This is a genomic window from Kitasatospora sp. NPDC001540, assembly GCF_042894345.1.
GTDB lineage: Bacteria > Actinomycetota > Actinomycetes > Streptomycetales > Streptomycetaceae > Kitasatospora > Kitasatospora phosalacinea_C.
In genome coordinates this window covers 428,094-445,017 of sequence record NZ_JBIAVO010000002.1, presented here as the reverse complement: position 1 = coordinate 445,017, position 16,924 = coordinate 428,094, and the positions used below count along the sequence as shown (strand labels likewise).

Here is a 16,924-nt window from a genome sequence, read left to right as displayed (position 1 = left end):
GGTTCGTCGATCTCCGGGCCACCCGGCCCCCGTGGCAGGTCAGTTCAGCACCTGCACCTCGTTGACCGGGACGCGCAGCACCGCCTGGGTGTAGGTGGGCGTCCAGTCGTAGGCGATCATGTTGATGTCGGTGTTGTCCCGCGTCCGGGCCGTCACGTGCCACTTCAGCGTCGCGCTGAGGCTGTAGGCGTGGTCCTGCATCCGGGCCGAGCTCTGGGTGAAGACGTGGCTGCAGGTCGGGGAGCCGTTCGGGCGGTACGGAACCCCCGCGTCCTTGCAGGTGAAGCTCTGCACCTTCTTCTCCCCCTGACCGTCGTCCACCGTCCACTCGACCTCTGCCAGGGTGACCGTGGTGGTGACGGTGATCCCGTCCTCGGTCAACTCCTTGCTCAGCGGCCCGACGACGCCCTTGTCGGGGTCGATCCAGAGCCACACCGGCGATCCGACCACCGCGTCGCCCGCCGGGGCGGCGTGCAGTACGGGCTCGCCGACCTCGATCTTCATCAGTGCGTCGAACGCGACCTCCTCCGGCGTCTTCTTCGGCCGGGCGCCGGGGGCTTGCGCCAGGAAGGTCTGTCCGAAGGGTTGGATCTCGTTGGTGTTCGTGATGCAGGCCGAGTCGTAGATCGCGCCGTCCTTCTCGCTGTGCCCGCCCCAGGCCTCCTCGCCCGGCAGCGGCTGCGGGTTGGACTCCTGGTAGTAGCAGCCCTCGGAGAACCAGCCCCACTGGGGCACGTAGCACGGGACGACCTGCTGGTTCCAGGTGCAGGTGCTGCTCCCGCCGCCCCCGCCGCCGCCCGACGTGCCTCCGCCGCCCGTGGCCGGGGGGCTGCTCGTGCCGTGGTGCTCGGTGCAGATGACGCGCGCCGCGCAGGGGTGGGTGTCGGTGCTTCCGGCGGCGTTCGCGGACGGGATGGCGAGGGTCACCAATCCGATCCCGGTCAATGCGCAAATGGCGTTGCGCCACGTGGAGTTCAGCATGTCTCGGCCACCTCACGGGTGAAGTCTGCAACCAGCCAGCGGTTTCCGTATTTCTTCAGCACGGCAGTCGCCGGAAAGCGCGACAGCCGCTGTTGCGGATCCTTGATCCCCTTGCTGGTGGCGTCCGCCTGGTGCCAGCCGGACACATCGAGGCAGTCCGCGACCGTGGCGGTGGGCGGATTCGCTTGCAGATCAAGGCTTTTGAGTGTGGGTGCGGTTCTGGGTTCACCGGTCATGACGAGTTTGGCGTCGTGGAGTTGGGTGAGCGAGATCACGGTGTCGGTGAAGGCCGAGCCGGTGGCGTACTGCCGGAGCGGGGTTACGTCCGAATCCGATCGCCCGAGCACGTCGATCTGAACCCGCCACCACGCCTGATAAGCCGTCACCGCGTCGCTGCCCTCCAGCGCCTGGGCCCCTTCCTTCGGGACGGGGCTGCCGGTCCGGGTGGGGGCCGCGGTGGTGGTCGCGGTGGCCCGGGGGAGGGTGGCCGAGGGGGTGCCGAGTCGGTCGGCGGATCCCGTGCCGGAGGCGGTGCAGGCCGTCAGCAGGAATGGCAGGAGCAACCCGCTGATCCCAATCGCCCCAGGGCGCACCAGAATTGAGCGCTGCCGCATAGCCCCACCTTGTTGCGGCCGGACCTGTGGTGGATCCGGACCGCGGATGTCGTCTGCCGTCCCCGGTTCGTTCTGAGGTCGCTCGGAGGTCGATTCTTCGCCACCCCGCCCCGGCACGGCAACACCCGGGGCTTCCTGACCTTACGCGGAAGGCGGATCGGTTGGGGCGCTTTCTCGCCACAGAACTGCCAGAAGTTCATCGGAAAACGGCAATCCGGCGAGCGCTCCTCTCACAGCGGCCCGATTCCGCATCAGGAGTCTCCCCCCGTCACGCGGGACCAGGAGCCTGGCCTCTCCCGCGTTGGCCGGTTCGCCCCAGCCCAACTGTCCTTCCACGGCGGCCTGGAGGTCGAGCGGCCCGAGCGCGGCGGGGGCGCCGGGCACGCCGTGTTCGAGGACGCGGCCGAGGGCCCAGCTGAACGAGCCCTCGGCGCCGGGGAGCACGCCGTCGCGGCCGCGTCGGCCCGCGCTCCAGCGGCCGATCCGGCCCCACAGCGGGACGCGCGAGTGGGTGAGCAACTCGCCCGCACCGTCCTCGCGTTGCAGGGCGGCCCAGGTGTCGCGGTCGGCGACGGCGTCGACGATCAGCAGGGTCTCCTCCTGTTCGCCGTGCACCATGGCGCTGGTGATCCAGTCCCAGGCGAGGCCGCGCCGGTAGGCGTTGTCGGGGGTGGAGCCGGCGGTGACGAGGGCGATCCGGCGGCCGCGGGGGTCGGCGACGAGCTGGCCGACCAGGCCGACGACGAGCCAGCGGGCGGGGCGCTGGGCGGCCTGGCGCAGGGCGGTGAGGAGGGTGTTGGCGTCGGCGTCGGCCGGGGGGCGGGTGACGGTGCTGCCGCGGGTCCCGGCGTCGAAGGTGCGGCCGGGGAGGGCGTCGGCGAGGGTGCGGGCGCCCTCGGCGGCGCGGGCGGAGCCGCCGTGGCCGCGTTCGGGGCCGCCGTCGGCGCCGATCGTCACCAGTTCGATGCCACCGCTCACCCGTACCGCCCCCTCCGCCTGTACCGCCCCTGGTCCGCGGCGCCGCCCGCCGACTCGTCCTCGGGACGCCGCCGGAGGCCAAGGTATCGCCGAGGGGTGTCGGTGCGGGGCGGAATCGGCCCGATGAGCCCCAGCTCAGGGACCATGGGCCCTGGTCGGGGCGGGACGGGCGGGGGCACCATCGACGGCATGGACCGTGACGACCGGGTGGAGACCCTCAGCGAGGCCGAGTGCCTGCGGCTGCTCGGCAGCGTGCCGCTGGGGCGGGTGGTGTACACCGAGCACGCGCTTCCCGCGGTGCTGCCGGTGGCCTTCCGGGTGGCGGCCGACGGCCGGCTGGTCCTGGCCCTGCGCACCGGCACCCGGGCGGCCCGGGCGCTGGACGGGACGGTGGCGGCGTTCCAGGTGGACGACTTCGACCGGGCGGGCCGCTGCGGCTGGAGCGTGCTGGTGCACGGCCGGGCCGAGGTGGTGCGCGACACCGGCGAGCGGGAGGCACTGCGTTCGGGCGGCCTGCGCCCGTGGGTCCCGGAGCCGGGCCCGGAGTACGTGGCGATCAGCCCGGAACTGGTCTCCGGCCGCCGCCTCCTCCCGGACGCGACCCGACCCGCCCCCGCCCCCACCGCCCCGATCCTCCCCGTCCCCTCCCCCGCTGACATGTGACCGGCGAGTAGGCATACTCTGCGAGGCGGCCCCGCCCGGGCCGTGCCCTGCCCCGACGCACCCGTGGAGCGCCCCGTGACGACCTTCGCCTCGCTCGCCGACCTGACCTCCGCGGTCGGCACCGAACTCGGCACCAGCGAGTGGCACACCGTCGACCAGGACCGGGTGAACCTGTTCGCCGAGGCGACCGGCGACCACCAGTGGATCCACGTCGACCCGGAGCGGGCGAAGCTGACCCCGTTCGGCGGGACGATCGTGCACGGCTACCTGACGCTCTCGCTGCTGCCCGTGCTGGCGAAGGAGTGCTACGGCGTGGAGGGCGTCGCGATGGCCCTCAACTACGGCTCCGACAAGGTGCGCTTCCCGGCTCCGCTGCCGGTGGGCTCGGCGGTCCGGGCGACGGCGGTGCTGGTCTCGGCGGACGAGCTGCCCGGCGGCGTCGTGCAGGCGGTGGTCCGGTTCACCATCTCCAGCGAGGCCTCCCCCAAGCCGCACTGCGTCGCGGAGACCATCACCCGCTTCTACCCGGCCGCCTGACCCCGCCGCCCCCGACCGCGGCACCGCAGCACCGCAGCAACGAGAACGGACCGCCCCGTGCCCCGGGGCGGTCCGTTCTCGTTGCTCCGCATGGCCGGTCCTCGTCACCCGTGCGCGGCGCGTCGGCGACGATTTGCCGCTTTTCTCACCTTCCTGCCGGTAATGTCCCGGTCCGAGATGCGCCGTCCGGCGCCGGGGGCTCCCGGCCGCCGGGTGTCGTCCTCCGGCCTGCCGTCGACGCCGCGGGGCGCGCTGCGTCCCGCCGTCCCTTCCGGTGCGCCGCCGTCCGGTGTCCGACCGTGGAGGTTCCCGTGTCCCGCCCCGTCTCCTGGCTGTTCCGCGCCGGCGAGCTGGCCGCCGAAGCCGGGCTAGCGCTGCGCGACGCGAAGCGCTCGTACCGGACACTGCCCCGGGAGACCTGGCAGCGGATGCGCACGGACGCGTTCGGCGCCGACCCGTCGGGCTGGCGCCTGCACCGGGTCCGCAACTCCCCGCACTTCGTGGACGGCTCGTTCCGCAACCCGGTGCCGACCCGCCGCCTCGCGTACGCGTACACCCCGCTGGCGCTGATGCGCACCAAGCTCGCGGTCGACCCGAACCGCCGCGCCCCGGCCGCGGCCGTCCCGCTGCACCGGCTGCTGCCGGTGGAGCTGGCCACCCCGCCCGCCTCCGGCCTGCGGCTGACCTGGCTGGGCCACGCCACCGTGCTGGCCGAGCTGGACGGCGTCCGGGTGCTGTTCGACCCGGTGTGGAGCGAGCGCTGCTCCCCGTTCGACTGGATCGGCCCCAAGCGGCTGCACCCGGTGCCGCTGCCGCTGGCCGAGCTCGGGCCGGTGGACGTGGTGGTGATCTCGCACGACCACTACGACCACCTGGACATGGCGACCGTGCGGACGCTGGCCGCGGGCGACGCGGTGTTCGCGGTGCCGCTGGGCGTGGGCGCGCACCTGGAGCACTGGGGGGTCTCGCCGCGCCGGATCGTCGACCTGGACTGGTGGGAGACCGCCGAGCTGGACGGCCTGCGGCTGACCGCGACCCCGGCCCGGCACTACTGCTCGCGCGGGCCCCGGCCGAGCGGCAGGTTCCTCTGGTCGTCCTGGGTGGTGGAGGGCAAGCGGCACCGGCTCTTCCACAGCGGCGACAGCGGCTACTTCCCCGGGTTCGCCGAGATCGGACGCCGCTTCGGGCCGTTCGACGCGACGATGATGCAGGTCGGCGCGTACTCCGAGCACTGGCCGGAGGTCCACCTGACGCCCGAGGAGGCCGTGCAGGCCCACCGCGACCTGCGCGGCGACGTGCTGCTGCCGGTGCACTGGGCCACCTTCGACCTGGCCCCGCACCCGTGGGAGGAGCCCGCCGAGCGCACCGTCGCCGCCGCCCAGGACGCCGGGGTCACGCTCGCCCTACCCCGCCCCGGGCGTCCCTTCGAGCCCGCGGACCCGCCCGCCGCCAAGCTCTGGTGGCGCTCCGTCGCCGCCGTCCCCTCCGGCGCCGACCTGCTCGTCCCCGACGGCCTCGCCCCCGGCCCCACCACCGTCCCGGACAGCCCGGCCGCCCTCACCACCGCCCCGGCCCGCCCCGACGCCCCGCTCGCCGAGGCCCGCCCCACCGCCGACCGGTCCCGAGGGCAGTCGCCGGGGAAGTCACCGGGGCAGGACGGCGAGGTCCCGCTGTTCTGAGCCCTCCGGAAGCTCCCGGCCCCGCACCGTGTCACAGGTGCGGGGCCCGTCTCGTCCCAGGGGGTGCAAGCACCGACGAGCACCGAGGAGCCCCCCGTGGACGCACGACTGAACTACTTCGCCAACCCGGCCGCCGGCAAGGCCCTCAAGTACGTCATGGCGGCGGGCCGGGAGTTGAAGGACTCGCCGCTGCCCGCCCGGACGCAGGAGCTGGTGGCGCTGCGGGTGAGCCAGATCAACGGCTGCGCGGCCTGCCTCGACATGCACGCCAAGGAGGCCGTCGCGGCCGGGGAGGAGCAGGTGCGGCTGCACCTGGTCGCGGCCTGGCGGGAGGCGACGGTCTTCACCCCGGCGGAGCGCGCCGCGCTCGCGCTGGCCGAGCAGGGCACCCGGGTCGCGGACGCGGCCGAGGGGGTCGACGACGAGGTGTGGGCCGAGGCCGCCCGGCACTACGACGAGGACCAGCTCGCGGTCCTCGTCCTGCTGGTCGGGTTCCTGAACATGGTGAACCGGCTGAACGCCGTCACGCGGCAACCGGCGGGCAACTACCGGGCGGGCAGCTTCCACTGACGGCCTCCGCCGCCGCCACGGCGGCGACCGCCGTGACCACAATGGACCGGGCCGACCGTGACGGCCGCAGGACGAGGGGGAGAGCGACATGGGCAAGGTCGAGGAGTTCGAGGAGCTGCGGCCGCTGCTGTTCTCGATCGCCTACCGGATCCTGGGCAGCGTGGGCGAGGCGGAGGACGCGGTGCAGGAGAGCTGGCTGCGCTACGACGCCTCGCCCACCCGCCCGGCGTCGGTCAAGGCGTTCCTGTCGACCACGGTGACCCGGATCTCGATCGACGTCCTGCGCTCGGCCCGGGTGCGGCGGGAGCAGTACGCCGGGGCCTGGCTGCCGGAGCCGCTGCTCGACGACCCGTACCAGGACCCGGCCCGCGCGGCGGAGTTGGCCGACTCGGTGTCGATGGCGGCGCTGCTGCTGCTGGAGCGGCTCAGCCCGCTGGAGCGCTCGGTGTTCGTGCTGCGGGAGGTGTTCGCCTTCGGCTTCGACGAGGTCGCCGCGGCGGTGGGCCGCTCGGAGGCCGCCTGCCGCCAACTGCTCGTCCGGGCGCGGCGGCACATGCGCGAGGGGCGACCCCGGTTCGAGGCGGACCGGCAGGAGCAGCAGGAGCTGGCGCGGCGCTTCTTCGAGGCGCTCTCGCAGGGGGACGTGGACGGGCTGCGGCGCCTGCTGTCCGCCGACGTCCAGCTGGTCGGGGACGGCGGCGGCAAGGCCCCGCAGCTGGCCCGGACCGTGGTCGGCGCCGAGCAGGTGGCCCGGCTGCTGGCCACCGTCCACCCGTTCATGGCGCTGACCGGCATCACCTGCGAGCAGCACCGGATCAACGGCCAACCGGGCGCGCTGTTCCGCGACCGCGACGGCAGGGTGCTGCACACCCTGGTCCTGGACGTGCTCGACGGGCAGGTCCAGGCCGTCCGCTCGGTCATCAACCCGGACAAGCTCCGCCACCTCGGCCCGGTCGCCGACGCCTGGGCCGTCGACCGGGAGGTCCGGCGGGCCCGCCGGGAGGCGGACCGGTAGCCGCAGCGCACCGGCCGCCCCGGCCGCGCTACCCGAGCGGCGGTCACCCGAGCAGCGCCGCCAGGCTACGGGCCTCCGCGAGCAGTTTGGTGGCGCCCTTGCGGGCGGCGGTGCGGGTGACCGCGTCGATCGGGCCGCGGGCGCCGCTGCGGCGGGCGGCGTCGACCGCGACGGCGAGCAAGTCGGCCGCGCCGCGCGGGGGTCGGCCGTCGAGCAGACCGGGGACGACGATCGCCAGGATGCTCCAGGTGAGCCCCGGTGCGGGGTCGGCGAGTTCGGCGAGGGTGGCGGCGAGGCGGTTGGGCTTGACGGCGCCGAGGGTGAGCAGTTCGAGCGCCTCGCGGGCCAACGCGGCCGGGTCGAGCTGCCGTTGGGCGGCGAGGGAGAGCACGGCCTCGACCGTCGCGGAGCGGTCCTCGGCGTGGCCGGCTCCGAGGCCGTAGGCGAGTGCCTGGTGGACGGCGAATCCGCAGGGGCCGTCCGTCTCGGCCAGCAGCGGCAGCACCTGGGGGTTCCCGCGGACGGGGGTGTCCTGGGCGGAGTCGGCGAGTTGGCCGGTGAGGCGCAGCGCCGACTCCTCGCGGTGGTGCGGGAGCAGCGCGGTCCAGCGGGCGCCGGGAACGGAGTCCTCCACGGCGGAGCGGCGGAAGAAGGGCTCGGACGGGCCGAGCAGTTCCCGGACCGCCCTGGGCACCCCGTCCGCCGGCTCCACGCCGGGAACGTCCAGGGCGGGTATCGCGAGGTGCGCCAAGTCCTGTTCCGGCAGCTCGGGTTGCTCCGCGTAGCGGCGGGAGTCCGCGCACCGGACGCCGAACCTCCAGGTGCCGGGCGGCACCACGACGCTCTCCCGGTGGGGCAGTCCGCCGCCGCGCAGCCAGGCCGCCAACTGCCGCCCGGCGGGCGAGGTCAGCGCCTCCGCGCCCTCGCTCCCGTCGCCGACGGTGCGCAGCAGCGCCTGCGCGAAGTCCACCGGACCGGGCTGAACGCCGAGTTCCTCGTACCGGGCCAGCCGGGCCACCAACTCCCGCGCGTCCAGGGCCCCGTGGCACCAGGTCGGGGTGGACAGCAGGAACGGCACGGGATCGGCGGCGAGCCGCCAGGCGGTCTCGTGCAGGCGGGCGGCGAAGAACTCGCCGACAGGGCCGCGGAATTCCCAGGCGCTGAACAGCCGGGCCTGCCGGGACTGCAGCGCCCGCAGGACGCGCGGCCGGGGGACGGCACCGGTGGCGGCACCGGCCAGGACGCCGAGCACCCGCCACTCGTGCCCGGGCAGGACGGGGGCGAGGGCGGCGGCGAGGGCCGCCCGGTCCGTCCAGACCTGGCGGACCAGGCCGTCCAGGAGGCGTTCGAAGGCCACGCTCTCGTCGGGGGCGGCCATCGCGGCGGCCAGCTCCTCGGCCAGTTCGGCGGGCGTGCCGAACGGCGCGGGCACCGCCACCGGACGCGGCACCTCCGGCAGCCGGTCCGCCACCCCGCCGACCGACGCCTCCACGGCCACCCCCAACACCTCCGCCGCGACCCCGGCGTGCGCAGGGTCCAGCAGCAGCGCCGCCGCCCGCAGCTCCGCCAGCACCTCCCCCGCCGCAGAGTCGACATAGCGCTTGATCACCTTCAGCGCCTGCCCCTGCACCTGCCGGTCCGGATGCCCCAGGCACCCCGCCAACCCCCGCAGCGCCGCCTCCACCCGGCCACCGGCAGCCACCCGGTCGAGCCAACCCAACTGCGCCCGCAGCAACTTCTTCTCCGGACGTGCCGACACCGCCTCGGCCGCCTCCCTCACCTCCCCCTCCCCCAGCAACCCGGACGCGTCCAGCGCCACCAACGACTCCAGCGCGTATCCGGCCACCACCGAGTCACCGTCCAGCATCGCCAGCAACGCCCGGCGGTTCTCCGCCAGTTCGGCGACACCGGGCGCCAGCTCGCGCAGCACCCCCAGGTAGGCCCGCACCTCGCCCTGTCCGCCCCCGCGCACCAGTCGGGCGAAGCCGCGCCCGAGCAGCGCCGCGCGGTCGATGACGCCCTCGGCGGCGAGCCGGGCCAGCACGGCGGGCCAGCGCTGTTCGGGGCCCTTGGCGGCCCAGGGGCCGGAGAGCTCCTGGACGCTGCCGGTGTCGAAGACCAGCGGGGCCAGGACGGGGGTGAAGCCGTCGGCGCGCAGCCGGGCGTACAGGTCGGGGCCGGGCGGCAGGGCGCGCCGCCAGGGGCGGGGCTCGGGGCGGTCCCGGTCGCGCATCCAGTCGGTGACGAAGCCGGGTTCGGCGGGGGGCGGGGTGTCGCTGCGGCGCAGCAGGTGCTCGGCGATCTGGTAGGGGGCGGGGTTGTCCCAGCCGGTGCGGTCGGCGGGGCGGCGGGCCAGTCGGAGGGCCACCTCCCGCTGCCAGTCGGCGGGGCGGGCGTCGAGCAGGGCGACCAGCGGGGGGTGCGCCCAGTGCCGGACGTCGAAGTCGCGGCCGCCGATCCAGTCGGCCGCGCCGGAGGGGGCGGTGTGGCAGACGGCTCCGGCGATCAGCAGGGCGGTGGCCGCCCCGGCTCGGGAGGTCGCGCTGTCGCGCAGCTCGCGGCGCAGTCGCCCGAGCCGGGGCAGTGCGGCCCGGCGCCGGGCGTCCGGCAGGGCTTCGACGAGGCGGCCGACCGCCGGGAAGTCGCCCGCCCGGACCGCGGTCACCAGCTCCTCGGTGATCTCGGTGATCTCGGTGCTCACCGCTGCTCCGCTCCGTCCGTACCGGTCATCCGGACCGCGAGCACGTGGCTGCACGGTCCGCGGTCGCCCCGGTGGCGGGCCCACCAGCGGCAGGTGCAGCCGAGGGGGGTGCCGTCGGCGGCGGTCCGGACGTGGTGGGCGTGGTCGCCGACGGCGACCACCCGGAAGTCGCCGGTGACCGGGCCGACGGCGTCGGCGGCGAGCAGCGCGCGGGCGGACCGGAGCCGGGGGTTCCGGTCCGCCACCCGGCCGCTGTCGTAGGGGAGTTGGCGGTGGAAGTGGGCGGCTTCGGCGAGGTCGTAGCCGATCTGGCCGGCGGTGGCGAGGTGGGCGAGGGCGGTGCGGACCCGATCGAGGGTCAGGCCGGAGTCCTCGGCGAGGTCGGCGGGTTCGATCCGCGGGTCCCAGGCGAGCAGCGCGGCCAGCGCCTCGACGTCCTCGTCCGGGTCGGTGGCGTGGGCGAGCAGGTCGAGCAGGCCGCCCTCGCCGGAGAAGCCGCGGGAGCTGTCGGGCGACAGGGTGAGCGTCAACCGGCCGCCGGGGAAGGTGAGTTCCCAGGCGGAGGCGGTGGGCCCGGTGGGGGCGCCGGGCGGGGCGTAGACGTACAGGGCAGTGGCGTGGCGCAGCAGCGGGCGCAGCGCGACGAGGCGTTCGGGACCGGGCAGGCAGATCGCGCCGGGGCCGGGTCGGGAGGCGGGGCGCAGGCCGGGCCCGGCCGGGACGACCCAGCGGACGGTGCCGCGGCCGGTGACGGGCAGGGCGCGCAGGAAGCGGACGGCTTCGGCGGCGGTGAGTTCGGCGCGCCGGTCGAAGCGGGCGGTGAGCACCTGGGTCTCGGCGAAGCCCTTGAGCCAGCGCTGCGGCAGCGGGACCTTGCGTTCGACCAGTTCCCCGGTGCCGACGCCGACGGCCATCTCCTCGGCGCCGACGGCGAGCCGCAGCCGTTCGCCGGGGGTGCGCAGCCGCAGCGCCTCGCGCAGCGGGGCGTTGACGTCGACGTTGGTGGTGCCGTGGCCGGTGGCGGCGCCGTCGAGGCCCTCGGGCAGGACGTCGAGCCGGGCGTGCACGCCGCCGCAGCCGGAGAAGGACTCGAAGCGCAGCCGGTCGCCGTCGGCGGTGACCACGGGGTCGAGCGAGGCGGCGCCGGTGGGCCGGTGGTAGCGGGCGGCGGCGATGTCGGCGACGGCGAGCAGGGCGGCGGCCGCGGCGTCGGGGTGGCGCAGCGCGCCGGTGAAGAACCGGGGGTGGTCGACCGCGCCGTGCGGGGTGGCGCCGCCGCTGGTGGCGAGGTCCAGCCGGTGGGGGCGCAGGGCGGAGGGCTGCGGGTAGCGCAGGGCGTGGACGGCCGTGGTCATGGGCGGAACGCTAACCGCCGCCCCCGACAGGGCCGCTGGGTCTCCCGCCGCGTGACGGGCCCCACAGGACCCACTCACTGCAACCTGTTCTAGCATGAGCCGGGTGACCGCCCCCACCGCCCCGACACCCGAACACCCCTCCGGTCTGCGCTCCTTCGCGGAGCTGCTCGGCATCGAGGAGCTGGAGGAGAACCTGTTCCGGGGCCACTGCCACGCGGGCGCCCCGCTGCGCGCCTTCGGCGGGCAGGTCGCGGCGCAGGCGCTGACCTCGGCGGGGCGCACGGTGGAGGTGGGCCGCGGGGTGCACAGCCTGCACGGGTACTTCCTGCGGCCGGGCGACCCGCGCCGCCCGATCGTCTACCAGGTGGACCGGGCCCGGGACGGCAGCTCGTACGCGACCCGTCGGGTGACGGCGGTCCAGCGCGGCGAGGTGATCTTCACCATGGCCGCCTCGTTCAAGCGCCCGGAGGCGGCGGACGACCGGCAGCGCACGATGCCGCCGGTGCCGGGCCCGGAGGAGCTGCCGGACCCGTACCTGGCCTGGGAGCGGGACGCCCCGGAGGAGTTCGCGGGCGCGGCCGTCTTCCGCGCCCTGCAGATGCGCTTCGTCCCGGCCGGTGCCCCCGGCCTGCCGCCGGAAGTGCCGGGCGTCCCGCAGCAGTTCGTCTGGTTGCGGACGGACCGGCCGCTGCCGGGGGACGATCCGCTGCTCCAGGTCTGCGCGTTGACGTACCTCTCCGACCTGACGCTGGCCTCGACCGCCGCCCTGCACCTCCAGCCGCACCGGGTGCACCGGGTCGAGGAGCCCCGGGTCTCGCTGGCCTCGCTGGACCACGCGATGTGGTTCCACCGCCCGTTCCGCGCCGACGAGTGGCTGCTGTTCGCGCAGCGCAGCCCGTCCGCGTCGGACGGCCGGGGCCTGGCGATGGGCGAGTTCTACGACCGGGACGGGGCGCTGGTGGCCTCCGCCGTCCAGGAGACCCTGCTGCGCGAACTGCGCCCGGGGCGCTCCCGCGCGAGCTGAGGAGCCCGACTGAGGAGCCCGGACCGAGGGGCCGTCGTCACCCACCGGTGACCTCTCGCGTCATACCGCGTCGTGGGGGCGCCCCGTATCATGGTTCGGGTGACCAAGGTTGACCTGTCACCTCGTCCGGTGGAGGCGATGTCCCCCCGTCAGCTCGAACGCCGCGGCTCCCTCCTGTCCGCCGCCCTGGCCCTGGTGACCGAGATCGGCGTGGAACGGCTCCAGATGAAACAGGTGTCGGAGCGTTCTGGCGTGGCCCTCGGTACCGCGTACCGGTACTTCTCGTCGAAGGACCACCTGCTCGCCGCCGCGATAGCGGACTGGCACCGGCTGCTGCTCGCCGACCTGGTCGGCGAGGTGGGGGCGGGGCGCAGCGCCTCGCCGACCGAGCGGGCGGTGCGGTTCGTGCGGCGGGGGATGCGGGCGTACCAGCGGCAGCCGGAACTGGCCCGGCTGCGGGTGGCGGTGGCGACGTCCACGGACCCGTTCGCCAGCGAGGCGTTGCAGGGCCTGGCCCGGGCGGACCGGGCGGCGCTGGGGGCGGTGATCCCGGAGGTCCCGCCGACCTCCGGGGAGTTGGTGCGGCACATGGTGGGGCACGCCTGGCAGGGCGAGTTGACCGCCTGGGTGACGGGGCGGACCACGCTGGACGACGCCCGCACCCGGCTGGAGGAGATGGTCCGGCTGGTGCTGACGCCGTACGAGCCGCCGCCCCCGCCGCTGCCCTCCTGAGCCGCCCGTCGGCCCGTCCGGTTCCGGCGGGCCGCGCCGAGCCGTGCTCCGGGTCGTGGACCCGGTTCCCGTTGTGTCCACCTCTGCCGATCCCCCGACGGAACGTCAGCCCGCCGCGCCGGACGCGGACGCCTTCCCGCCGGACCGGACGGTGTCCGGGATCGGCGCGGCCGCCGTGCCGGGGGGCGCCCGGGCCTGCCGGTGGCCGCCACCCGCGCCCCGCCACCCCGTTCGACCTGCGGAGACGCGGGGGGGGCGCGGCGGGGACGCGGCGGGGACGCGGGGGTGGGGGTTCCGACGCCGAGATCCCTTCCAGACTTCACCCGCGTTTCGCGACCGCGTAACACCCCGCTGCCAGGCTCGGTGCCATGAACGCCCGCACCGCCGCGTCGGCCCGGAACCCGCGCTTCCCGCTGCCCCGCCGACACCGCCGCCTGCTCGCCTGCGCCGCTGTCGCGGCCTCCGTCGCCCTGGGTTCGCTCGGCGTCGGCGCGACCGTGGAGACCGTCCGCCACCAGGGCGGGCCCGCGCGGGCCGCGGCCCCGGCCGGGCGCTGAGCCGAACGAGTGGTGGAGGCCCGCGGCCCGGCCGATACTGGGGTGATCGGTCCGAAGGGAGCCCCGCCATGGAGACCGGCACCGTGAAGTGGTTCGACACCCACCACGCCTACGGCTACATCGCCCCGGACGGCGGCGGCCCGGACGTCGCCGTCTACTACGACTCGGTGGTCGCCGACACCGACGAGCAGCGCTTCCTGCACCAGGGCCAGCGCGTCCGCTACGACGGAACCGTCCAGGAGTTCCGCCCGGTCGCCGAGCACGTCCGACCGCTCACGCCCTGAGCCCCCGAGCCCTACCGCCCCTGAGCCCCGTCACACCCCCTGCCGGTCCCGTTCCCGCCCCGGGGCCGGGACCGCCGGCGGGCGGGAGTGCCGTCCGCCGCCGGTGGAGGGTTCGGGTTCGGCGCGGGGGGCGTAGCGGGCGGCGGGGGCGCGCAGCAGCCAGGTGCGGCCGGCCGGGGCGGCGAGGCCCATCCGGTGCAGGAGGTCGAGCGCGTCGCGGCGGAAGGCGGCGAGGTCGGCGAGGTAGCCCGCGTCCCACCCGGCGCTCATGCCGTAGTCGTCGGTGATGTCGCCGAGGGTGCCGTCGATGAGCGCGTCGGGCACCAGGACGGCGGGCGGGGCGGTCGCGGTGTCGGCGGGGCGGAGGTCCTCGACGAGGCGTTCGGCGAGCAGCAGGGCGGCCTGGGCGAGGGTGCCGGGGCCGGGGAGGGCGAGGTCGGTGAGTTCGTCGGCGGGGTCGAGCAGGGCGACGCCCTCGGCGCGGATCTCGGCGGTGAGGCCGAGGAAGTCGGCGAACCGTTCCGTCTCGGCGGGGGCGGCCGCGAGCAGGTGGGCGCGGGCGGCGGGCGCGAGGTCGTCGTACAGGACGACGGGGGTCTCGGCGAGCAGACGGCGGACGGTGACCTCGGGGCCGACGGCGGGCAGCGGGGGCGCGGTGAGCAGGTCCGCGGCGAGGACCGCGGGCGGGCGCCAGTCGTCGAGCAGGGCGCGGACGGGGGCCGGGGCGGGGGCGCCGGCCAGGGCGCGGGCGAGGGCGGCGTACCCGGCGGGGTCGAGGCCGGGGAGCGGGCGGCCGGGCAGCGGGGCCTTGTGCAGGCGGGCGTGGGCGGGGCCGAGGGTGAGGCGGTAGCCGAGCAGGGCGCCGAAGCGTTCGGCGAGGGTCTCGGCGTGACGGCGGATCAGCGGCAGTCCGGCGCCGTGCGGTCCGTCGGCGGTGACCAGCGGGTGGGCCATCAACAGCCGGGCGGCGGTGCGCAGTTCGGTGGCGGCGGTCAGGTCGCCGGTGGCGGCGGGGTGTTCGGGTTTGCGGTGGCGGCCGCCGCCGGTGGGGCGGGGCGCGGCCTGGACGGGGCCCTCCCGGCGTATCCGGCGGTAGCCGAGCGGCCGGAACAGCGGCGAGGTGCTGTGGTGGACGGTCGGCCCGTGCCACCAGCTGGTGCCGGGGGCGGGTTCGGCCTGCCGGGGCGCGCCGCCGAGGTGCCGGGCCCCGTACGCGCCGAACACGGCGCTGGCCAGCAGGTCGGCCTCGGCGGGCGCGGCGGCGGCGAAGCGGGCGGCCAACTCCTCGGCGGCCGCGGCGAGTTCGGGCCCGGGGCGGGCGGCAGCGCGGGCGCCCGGGCGCGCCTGGGCGACGGGCCGTCCGGCCCCGCCCGCGCGCCCCGTCCCCGTGCGCCCCGTCCCCGTTCCGCCGGTCGCCGCGACGGCCCCGACGGCTGCTTGCTGCCGCTCCATGTCGGTGCCAAGCCTAGACACCGAATCCGGCACTACGCGCCGGTAACAACCTCTTCCGCAGGTAGCCGCCGTCCCCTAGGGTTCCGGGCATGCCACACCTGCCCGATGTCGTGCTCTGGTCGATACCGGCCTTCGTGCTGCTCACCGTCCTGGAGATCGTCTCGTACCGCTTCCATCCGGACGAGGAGGAGCAGGGGTACGCCGCGAAGGACACCGCGACGAGCCTGACCATGGGTCTGGGCTCGCTGCTGTTCGACGCGGGGTGGAAGGTCCCGATCGTGGCGATCTACTCCTTCCTGTACGAGTTGACGCCGCTGCGGGTGCCGGTGCTGTGGTGGACGGTGCCGCTGATGCTGCTGGCCCAGGACTTCTTCTACTACTGGTCGCACCGCGGCCACCACGTGGTCCGGATCCTGTGGGCCTGCCACGTGGTGCACCACTCCAGCCGGCACTACAACCTGTCCACGGCGCTGCGCCAGCCCTGGACCTCGGCCACCACCTGGGTGTTCTACGTGCCGATGATCCTGGCGGGCGTGCACCCGGCGGCGCTGGCGTTCTGCTCCTCGGCGAACCTGGTCTACCAGTTCTGGATCCACACCGAGCGGATCGGCAAGCTGCCCCGCCCGGTCGAGTACCTCTTCAACACCCCCTCGCACCACCGGGTCCACCACGCCTCGCAGGGCGGCTACCTGGACCGCAACTTCGGCGGCATCCTGATCGTCTTCGACCGGCTGTTCGGCTCCTTCGCGGCCGAGGCCGAACGCCCGGTGTACGGCCTGACCAAGAACATCGGCACCTTCAACCCGCTGCGGGTGGCCACCCACGAATACGCCTCCATCGCCCGGGACATACGGGGTGCGAGCACCTGGGGCGACCGGCTGCGCCACCTCACGAAGGGGCCCGGCTGGCACCCCGCGCCCCGCACCGAGACCACCGCCGCCACCGGACCGGAGAGTGCCGCCGCATGACTTCCCTTCGCGACCCGCGCACCGCGCGGGCCCTGCTGATCGCCTTCACCGTCGTCTCGGCCGCGCACCTGCTGGCGATCTGCTTCGGGATCAAACCCCTGCAGTACGGCACCAAGCCGCTGCTGATGCCGCTGCTGGCCGCCTGGGTGTGGGCCCTCGCCAAACCCGGCACGCCGCGACTGCTGGTGCCCGCGCTGCTGTTCGGCGCGGGCGGCGACATCCTGCTGGAGATCGGCGGGACGGTGGCCTTCCTGGCCGGGATGGCCTCGTTCGCGGCGGGCCACGTCTGCTACGTGACGATGTTCGTGAAACTCGGCGCGCTGGCCGACCGCCGCCGGGCGCTGATCGTCGGGGGCTGCTACGCGGTGCTCTGGGCGGCGCTGATCGTGCTGCTCTGGCCGGACCTGGACGCGGGGATGCGCGTCCCGGTGGCGCTCTACAGCCTGCTGCTGACCGCCACCGCGGTGACCGCCTCGCAGGTCAACGTGCGGGCGGGGCTGGGCGGGGCGCTGTTCCTGTTCTCCGACACCCTGATCGCCACCGACCTGGCGGACTGGCGGCACCTGCCCGCGCACGCCTTCCTGATCATGGCGACGTACCTGGCCGGGCAGTACCTGCTGACCGTCGGCACCCTGGAGCGCACCGGCGGCGTGGAGCGCACCGACGACTGAGCACGACGGCTCCCGGGCGCACCGGCTCCCGGACATGGCGGGGGGGGGGGCCCCCCCCGGGGGGGGGGCCCCCCGCCGGGCCGGGCGGGCCGGGGAGGCGACGGGGCGGGGGAGCCCTTGGGCGGGAGGGAGTCGTCCCGCGC

General features: G+C 75.5%; 17 protein-coding genes. 11 read left to right on the top strand and 6 right to left on the bottom strand.

Annotation, left to right across the window (positions count from 1 at the left end):
* Positions 1-39: 39 nt before the first annotated feature.
* The 3 genes from ACFY00_RS04935 to ACFY00_RS04925 form a co-directional block, all read right to left on the bottom strand.
* Positions 40-927, bottom strand: coding sequence for a hypothetical protein (locus ACFY00_RS04935; protein ID WP_388027276.1), 888 nt, complete (start codon positions 925-927; stop codon positions 40-42).
* Positions 928-974: 47 nt separating this feature from the next.
* Positions 975-1,595, bottom strand: coding sequence for a hypothetical protein (locus ACFY00_RS04930; RefSeq protein WP_388027274.1), 621 nt, complete (start codon positions 1,593-1,595; stop codon positions 975-977).
* Positions 1,596-1,736: 141 nt separating this feature from the next.
* Positions 1,737-2,573: a hypothetical protein gene (locus ACFY00_RS04925; protein ID WP_388027271.1), complete on the bottom strand. Its 837-nt coding sequence runs from the start codon at positions 2,571-2,573 to the stop codon at positions 1,737-1,739.
* Between the two features lie 189 nt (positions 2,574-2,762).
* Between ACFY00_RS04925 and ACFY00_RS04920 the strand changes: the two genes are divergently transcribed.
* The 5 genes from ACFY00_RS04920 to ACFY00_RS04900 all read left to right on the top strand — a co-directional run bounded on the left by ACFY00_RS04920 (position 2,763) and on the right by ACFY00_RS04900 (position 7,037).
* Positions 2,763-3,236, top strand: a complete 474-nt coding sequence (locus ACFY00_RS04920; protein WP_388027269.1) for a pyridoxamine 5'-phosphate oxidase family protein — start codon at positions 2,763-2,765, stop codon at positions 3,234-3,236.
* 75 nt (positions 3,237-3,311) lie between these two features.
* Positions 3,312-3,773 carry a MaoC family dehydratase gene (locus ACFY00_RS04915; protein WP_388027267.1) on the top strand — a complete coding sequence of 154 codons (462 nt, stop codon included), beginning with the start codon at positions 3,312-3,314 and terminating at the stop codon, positions 3,771-3,773.
* 311 nt (positions 3,774-4,084) lie between these two features.
* Positions 4,085-5,452, top strand: a complete 1,368-nt coding sequence (locus ACFY00_RS04910; protein ID WP_388027265.1) for an MBL fold metallo-hydrolase — start codon at positions 4,085-4,087, stop codon at positions 5,450-5,452.
* Positions 5,453-5,548: 96 nt separating this feature from the next.
* Positions 5,549-6,022, top strand: coding sequence for a carboxymuconolactone decarboxylase family protein (locus ACFY00_RS04905; protein ID WP_388027262.1), 474 nt, complete (start codon positions 5,549-5,551; stop codon positions 6,020-6,022).
* An 88-nt stretch (positions 6,023-6,110) separates the two neighbouring features.
* Positions 6,111-7,037: an RNA polymerase sigma-70 factor gene (locus tag ACFY00_RS04900; protein WP_388027260.1), complete on the top strand. Its 927-nt coding sequence runs from the start codon at positions 6,111-6,113 to the stop codon at positions 7,035-7,037.
* Positions 7,038-7,080: 43 nt separating this feature from the next.
* On the opposite strand, the gene ACFY00_RS04895 is transcribed toward ACFY00_RS04900, so the two are convergent.
* Both ACFY00_RS04895 and ACFY00_RS04890 read right to left on the bottom strand, forming a co-directional pair.
* Entirely contained in the window at positions 7,081-9,738 is a 2,658-nt protein-coding gene (locus ACFY00_RS04895; protein ID WP_388027258.1) for a hypothetical protein, read from the bottom strand.
* Positions 9,735-11,093 carry an SWIM zinc finger family protein gene (locus ACFY00_RS04890; RefSeq protein ID WP_388027255.1) on the bottom strand — a complete coding sequence of 453 codons (1,359 nt, stop codon included), beginning with the start codon at positions 11,091-11,093 and terminating at the stop codon, positions 9,735-9,737. Before ACFY00_RS04890 ends, ACFY00_RS04895 begins: the two co-directional genes overlap by 4 nt.
* 94 nt (positions 11,094-11,187) lie before the next feature.
* On the opposite strand from ACFY00_RS04890, the gene ACFY00_RS04885 reads away from it, so the two are divergent.
* From ACFY00_RS04885 to ACFY00_RS04870, 4 genes are all read left to right on the top strand, one after another.
* Entirely contained in the window at positions 11,188-12,117 is a 930-nt protein-coding gene (locus tag ACFY00_RS04885; protein ID WP_388027252.1) for an acyl-CoA thioesterase, read from the top strand.
* 99 nt (positions 12,118-12,216) lie between these two features.
* Positions 12,217-12,849: a TetR/AcrR family transcriptional regulator gene (locus ACFY00_RS04880; RefSeq protein ID WP_388027251.1), complete on the top strand. Its 633-nt coding sequence runs from the start codon at positions 12,217-12,219 to the stop codon at positions 12,847-12,849.
* Between the two features lie 368 nt (positions 12,850-13,217).
* A complete protein-coding gene (locus tag ACFY00_RS04875; protein ID WP_388027250.1) occupies positions 13,218-13,406 on the top strand; it encodes a hypothetical protein in 189 nt (62 codons plus the stop codon).
* Positions 13,407-13,474: 68 nt separating this feature from the next.
* Complete coding sequence (locus ACFY00_RS04870) at positions 13,475-13,690, top strand: cold-shock protein (RefSeq protein WP_388027249.1); 216 nt, start codon at positions 13,475-13,477, stop codon at positions 13,688-13,690.
* 30 nt (positions 13,691-13,720) lie between these two features.
* Here the strand turns inward: ACFY00_RS04870 and ACFY00_RS04865 are convergent, their stop codons facing one another.
* Positions 13,721-15,142 carry a DUF2398 family protein gene (locus ACFY00_RS04865; protein WP_388027247.1) on the bottom strand — a complete coding sequence of 474 codons (1,422 nt, stop codon included), beginning with the start codon at positions 15,140-15,142 and terminating at the stop codon, positions 13,721-13,723.
* Positions 15,143-15,231: 89 nt separating this feature from the next.
* On the opposite strand from ACFY00_RS04865, the gene ACFY00_RS04860 reads away from it, so the two are divergent.
* Positions 15,232-16,110 carry a sterol desaturase family protein gene (locus tag ACFY00_RS04860; protein ID WP_388027245.1) on the top strand — a complete coding sequence of 293 codons (879 nt, stop codon included), beginning with the start codon at positions 15,232-15,234 and terminating at the stop codon, positions 16,108-16,110.
* Entirely contained in the window at positions 16,107-16,781 is a 675-nt protein-coding gene (locus tag ACFY00_RS04855; protein ID WP_388027244.1) for a lysoplasmalogenase, read from the top strand. The genes ACFY00_RS04860 and ACFY00_RS04855 overlap by 4 nt, the downstream gene beginning before the upstream one ends.
* The last annotated feature ends 143 nt before the right edge of the window (positions 16,782-16,924 follow it).

Excerpts from the sequence above, each read along its gene's own strand:
- ACFY00_RS04890 (WP_388027255.1), bottom strand. The coding sequence starts at position 11,093 with ATGACCACGGCCGTCCACGCCCTGCGCTACCCGCAGCCCTCCGCCCTG.
- ACFY00_RS04855 (WP_388027244.1), top strand. The coding sequence starts at position 16,107 with ATGACTTCCCTTCGCGACCCGCGCACCGCGCGGGCCCTGCTGATCGCC.
- ACFY00_RS04865 (WP_388027247.1), bottom strand. The coding sequence starts at position 15,142 with ATGGAGCGGCAGCAAGCAGCCGTCGGGGCCGTCGCGGCGACCGGCGGA.
- ACFY00_RS04920 (WP_388027269.1), top strand. The coding sequence starts at position 2,763 with ATGGACCGTGACGACCGGGTGGAGACCCTCAGCGAGGCCGAGTGCCTG.
- ACFY00_RS04900 (WP_388027260.1), top strand. The coding sequence starts at position 6,111 with ATGGGCAAGGTCGAGGAGTTCGAGGAGCTGCGGCCGCTGCTGTTCTCG.
- ACFY00_RS04860 (WP_388027245.1), top strand. The coding sequence starts at position 15,232 with ATGCCACACCTGCCCGATGTCGTGCTCTGGTCGATACCGGCCTTCGTG.
- ACFY00_RS04875 (WP_388027250.1), top strand. The coding sequence starts at position 13,218 with ATGAACGCCCGCACCGCCGCGTCGGCCCGGAACCCGCGCTTCCCGCTG.
- ACFY00_RS04885 (WP_388027252.1), top strand. The coding sequence starts at position 11,188 with ATGAGCCGGGTGACCGCCCCCACCGCCCCGACACCCGAACACCCCTCC.
- ACFY00_RS04870 (WP_388027249.1), top strand. The coding sequence starts at position 13,475 with ATGGAGACCGGCACCGTGAAGTGGTTCGACACCCACCACGCCTACGGC.
- ACFY00_RS04930 (WP_388027274.1), bottom strand. The coding sequence starts at position 1,595 with ATGCGGCAGCGCTCAATTCTGGTGCGCCCTGGGGCGATTGGGATCAGC.